Raw genomic sequence first — 5,175 nt, 5'->3', positions numbered from 1 at the left:
CCGCGCATTGCGCGCATCGCGCCCGCCGCGGCGGCGCAGGCCGAGCTGGTCGGCCTTGGGACGCGCCGGCTTGTCGCGCAGCCTCATCTGGTAAGCCTCGATGGAGCGCCTGACGCTTTCCAGGTGCGGCATGCTTTCCGCCGCGGTCTTGCCGGGAAACACCAGCGTGAATTCCTCGCCGCCGTAGCGGTAAGCATGACCGCCGCCGGGCACGCGCCGCAATTGCGCCGCCACCATCCGCAGCACCTGGTCGCCCACGTCGTGTCCATGGGTGTCGTTGAAGGCCTTGAAATTGTCGACGTCGGCCATCGCCAGCGTGTAGGTGCGGCCCATGCGCTGCAGCCGTTCGTTCAGCGCGCGCCGGCCCGGCAGGCCGGTCAGCTCATCGCGGAACGCCATGTGGAAACCTTCATGCGCCAGCGAAATGCACAGCGCCGTCAGCGCCGCGGTGGACATCAGCGCCAGCTCGATGGGATGCTCAGCCCCGCGCGGCAAGGCCCACGCCATGCACACGAAACCCAGCCACTGCCCCGCCTGCTGCGGACGCCCATAACGCAGGAGCAGCAGCGTCAACGTCAGACCAGTGGCCAGCAAGGCGATCAACCCTTCGATCGGCACGCTCAGGTGCGCCAGTCTGCCCTGCACCGACAGCATGCCGAGCAGATCGTTCACGCCGTCCTTGCCCGTCAGCGCAATCGCCGCCGCGCCTGCGGCGATCAGGCCGATGCGGGCGGCCAGGTCCAGCAGCATGCTGGAACGCTCGGACCACAGAGCATTGATGGTGTAGGCCAGCGACCACCACGCCAGCGCCGGCCCGACGGCCCATGGCGCTTCGGTTGCCAGCGCCGGCCAGCCCGCGGTGGCCGCCAACACGCTGAGCATCAGCACCATGGTCTGCGCGCGCTGGTACATCAGGCACACGGCCACGCCGATCAGCGCCATCACCCAGGGCACGAAGGGCACGATCTGCGTCAGGGCCGGCGGCCATTCGCGCCACAACAGCAGCCCCACCGCGGCAGCCACCGGCAGCGCAGGATAGAACAACAGAGGCAGCCAGGGGATATGGGGGTAACGCACGGATCGGGGCTTTTTCACGCTTGCGGAAATGACGTCGCCAAATCGGCAAACACATGTATTGTCTTTTACGGACGCGGCGGCGATGTTCTTTAGCACATTGGCGAGTAACACCCGGCGCGGCGGCCATGATATGTTTTTCGCCCCTACCCAGCAGACGAAATCCCCATGCGCATCCTGGTCAACATCGACGTGCCCGATCTCGAACACGCCATCGACTTCTATCACCGCGCTTTCGGCCTGACGCTGCGACGCCGGCTGGGACCGAAGGCGGCCGAGATGGTGGGGGCCGAGACCCCCATCTATCTGCTGGAAAAGGCCGCCGGCACGCCCGCGGCCGGCGCCACGCGCCAGCCGCGCGACTATGCGCGGCACTGGACGCCCGTGCATCTGGACGTGGTGGTGGAAGACGCGGACCGCGCGGTCGCACAGGCGGTTGCCGCTGGCGCGCGCCTGGAAGATCCCGCCGTCTCGCATGCCTGGGGCCGCATCGCCCACCTGAGCGATCCCTACGGGCACGGCATCTGCATCCTGCAGTTCCTGGGCCGCGGCTACGACGAGCTAGCCACGCCGCAACTGCAGTACACCCCGGTTTCGGAAGCCGATTTCGAGGACCTGCTGGCGCTGCGCATCGAAGCCATGCGCGAAAGCCTGGAGCGCCTGGGGCGCTTCGATCCCCAGCGCGCGCGTTCGCGCCTGCGCAGCACCTTCCGGCCGGAACATACCTGGTCCGTCGATCAGGACGGCCAACGAATAGGGTTTTACGCGCTGCGCCCGGAAGGCGATGGCCTGCGCCTGGACCATCTGTACATCCGCCCTGCCGCGCAGGGATCCGGGCTGGGCGGACAGGTCATGCGGAAGATCCTGCAGGACGCCGACCGTCTCGGACTGCCGATACGTCTGGGCGCGCTGCGCGACAGCGATTCGAACCGCTTCTATCGCCGGCATGGATTCGTCCAGACCGGCGAAAGCGAATGGGATATCGACTATCTGCGTGCGGCGCCCGGGCGGGCCGACTGAGACTTCAGGTGCGCGGCAGGGTCACGCCGCGCTGGCCCTGGTACTTGCCGCCGCGGTCGCGGTAAGAGGTCTCGCAGACTTCGTCGCTTTCCAGGAACAGCATCTGCGCGCAGCCTTCGCCGGCGTAGATCTTGGCCGGCAGCGGCGTGGTGTTCGAGAATTCCAGCGTGACGTGGCCTTCCCATTCGGGTTCCAGCGGCGTGACGTTGACGATGATGCCGCAGCGCGCGTAGGTGCTCTTGCCCAGGCAGACCGTCAGGACGCTGCGCGGGATGCGGAAATACTCGACCGTGCGGGCCAGCGCGAAGGAATTGGGCGGAATGATGCAGACGTCGCCCTTGAAATCCACGAACGAGCCTTCGTCGAAGTTCTTGGGGTCGACGATGGTGGAATTGATGTTCGTGAAGATCTTGAATTCGTCCGCGCAGCGCACGTCGTAGCCGTAGCTGCTCGTGCCATAGCTGACGATGCGCCCGCCATTGGCCGTGCGGACCTGCCCTGCTTCGAAGGGTTCGATCATGCCGGCTTCGGCCTGGCGGCGGATCCAGCGGTCGCTTTTGATGCTCATGGTGGGAATGGTGCTAGGGAAGAATGGAATGGACGCCATTTTATCCCGAGTGCGGATAGCCCTGCCGGCAGGGGCCGGGCGGGACGATCCCGCCCGGCTTCGCCTCAGTTCCCCCAGAAGGTCCGGTAGACCAGCGCGATGCCGTTGACCGCCCCGCCCTTCAGGTCCACCGACAGGCCGCGCGCCAGGCGATAGCTGGCCCGCCCGACGGTGTCGGTGCCCGAGAGCGCCTGCTCGACGCTCAGGGTGATGCCATTGGCGAAAGTTTTGCTGGCCACCAGGAATTGCGTGGCCAACTGGCTGTCGCTGTCCCGGTTGACGTCGCCAGCCACCGTGCGGTCTGGCAGGATGCTGCCCGAGCTGCCAATGTTGCCCGTCTTGATGCTGACGTCGTCCAGGCCGAACTGCTTGTAGAACGGCTGCCCGCCACCCAACAGCGCCGTGCCCACCGACATCAGCAGCGCGGCGTCGCCGCCGCTTTCGTCCGGGCCCCGGCCCAGCAGCAGCCAGGACAGTTTTTCCACGTCGCTGACGTCCGGATAGGACACCAGGTCGATGCGCGGCCGCTGCGCGGTGCCGACCACCTTGACACCCGCCTCGACCTGTTCGCCCGTGCGCAGCGCCTCAATATCCAGCAAGGGGTTGTCCAGGCGGCCCTGGAAGGTCAGCGTGCCGCGGCTCAGGCGCAGCTTCTGGCCGTAGGCCTCGATGCCGCCGCCACGGGTGCGCAGCGCGCCCACGCCGGTCAGGCGGCCATCCTGCAGCAGGATCTGGATGGAGCCCAGCAGGCCGGCATCCAGCCCCATGCCGGTGATGTAGAAGCGCGGCCCCATGTCGAACTTCAGGTTCATGCTGGTCTGCAGCGGCGTAGAGACGGTTCCGGGGTCATCGCCCGGCCGGCGCACCTTGACGTCGTCGTCCAGCGAAGGCACGCCCTGCAGGATTTCCAGGCTGAACCAGCCTGCGTCCGCCTTCAGGTCGCCCACGATGTCGATGCGCGGCATGGCCGCCTTCAGGTCGATGACGCCGGACACCATGGCGTAGCGGTCCGAGCGCTGCAGCGCCGGGAAGCGGTACAGGGTCAGCCGGATGTCGCCGCCGCCGTCGATGAAATTCCACTGCCCCTTGGCCTCGGCGTAGCCGCCCTTGGCCTCGGGGTTGGTGGTGATCCATTCCTTGGTGCGCCATTCGGCCGGCATCACCCGCAGCGAGGCCGGGAAACGCAGGCTCTCCAGCACCACCCGGTCGCCGTCCAGACGCGCGGACAAGGTGCCGTCGATCAGCCGCACGCCGTCGTCGATGCGCACCACGCGCAGCTTGTCGCCGCGGATGTTGCCGTTGGCCGACCATTTGCCCGCCAGGGTGCCCTGAGCTTCCAGATTGGCCTTGAGCGAGCCGCCGACCTCCATCGAATCGCCCACGAACAGGCTGACCCAGGCCAGGTCGGCAATGTCGGCGTCCAGCTTGGCGCGTAGCGGCTGGCGCGGGTCCAGCGCCATGCCGCCCTTGGCATCCACCACCAGCACGGCGGTACCGGTGCCATTGACGACACCCATCTTGTCGGTCGCCAGATTGACCTTGGCGTCCAGGCGGCTGGCGTTGGCGGCGGTCGGCGTGGCCGTCAGGTCCAGTACCAACGCTCGCAGGCCAAGCGGGATGGGAGGATCGCCGGGTATCAGCAGGTCGCCATCGCGGCGCGCGATACGCGCCTTGCCACCCAGCCGGCCGTCGAACTTCAAGTCCCACAGCACGTCCAGCGCGATGCGGCGCTGGCCTTCCGGCACCATCGCGTTCACGCGGCCGGGCTGCTTGCCCAGCTTGGCCGCGGCTTCGGGATCGACCGCGCCGATCACTTGGCGCGCCATGGCGGCCGTGATCACCAGATTGTCGGCCTGGCCGGCGGTTTCCCAGCGCTTGCCGCCGCCGCGCGACCCCTGGTGCGCCAGGACCACGCGCTCCTTGCCGGGCAGGGTCAGGCTCAGCGCCGTCTGCCCCACCTGCCACTGCCATTGCGGCTCCACGGCGGACGGCAGGAAGGTCAGCATTACCGGCCGGTCGATGGCAACGGCAAAGCCGGCAGTGTCTGCCGTCAGCCGCGAAAACGTGCCGCGCCATCCCGGCAGGGCGGCATCGGGCGTTCCGGCCGGCCCCTTGCCCCAGGCGCCGGCAAAGACGATATTGGCCTTGGCGGGAGCCTCTCCCAGTACGCCTGGACGCGGCTTGGCCGGCGTGTAGCCTGCCGAAAGCTCGCCGCGGTGCGCGGCCAGCGTGCCCGCCAGCTTGCCCTTCAATTCCGCGCCGCCAGGGATGCCGGGCCAGAACGCGTCCAACTGGGGCGCCTTGGCGTCCAGGGTCAAGGCGCCGTCCTTGGCGTCGAGTTCGCCCGTGGCCTGGACCCGGTTGCGGCCCAGCTTCAGGTCCACGTCGAGGCCGTGGATGCGCAGTCCGGCGAGAGGATCGGCGTCGGGAGCGGCAGGCGCTGCGCCGGCCGCCGCGGTACCGGTCGACGAGGC

At 68.1% G+C, this 5,175-nt stretch carries 4 protein-coding genes; 1 reads left to right on the top strand and 3 read right to left on the bottom strand.

From position 1 onward, the window contains the following. Window positions 1-1,077: GGDEF domain-containing protein (locus VIR09_RS05250; protein WP_332011918.1), on the bottom strand; the 1,077-nt coding region annotated here is incomplete at its 3' end. A gap of 165 nt (window positions 1,078-1,242) precedes the next feature. Here VIR09_RS05250 and VIR09_RS05245 point away from each other — a divergent pair. Further along, the gene (locus VIR09_RS05245; RefSeq protein WP_332011917.1) at window positions 1,243-2,094 is read left to right on the top strand and encodes a GNAT family N-acetyltransferase; all 852 of its coding nucleotides are present in this window, start codon (window positions 1,243-1,245) and stop codon (window positions 2,092-2,094) included. Between the two features lie 4 nt (window positions 2,095-2,098). On the opposite strand, the gene dcd is transcribed toward VIR09_RS05245, so the two are convergent. Then, window positions 2,099-2,662: a dCTP deaminase gene (gene dcd / locus VIR09_RS05240; RefSeq protein WP_041654363.1), complete on the bottom strand. Its 564-nt coding sequence runs from the start codon at window positions 2,660-2,662 to the stop codon at window positions 2,099-2,101. Window positions 2,663-2,766: 104 nt separating this feature from the next. Continuing rightward, window positions 2,767-5,175: translocation/assembly module TamB domain-containing protein (locus tag VIR09_RS05235; RefSeq protein WP_332011916.1), on the bottom strand; the 2,409-nt coding region annotated here is incomplete at its 5' end.

It is taken from the genome of Achromobacter sp. (genome assembly GCF_036567245.1).
Classification (GTDB): Bacteria; Pseudomonadota; Gammaproteobacteria; order Burkholderiales; family Burkholderiaceae_B; genus Achromobacter.
The sequence above is the reverse complement of the archived record's forward strand: the minus strand, read 5'-3'. Positions and strand labels throughout refer to the sequence as shown.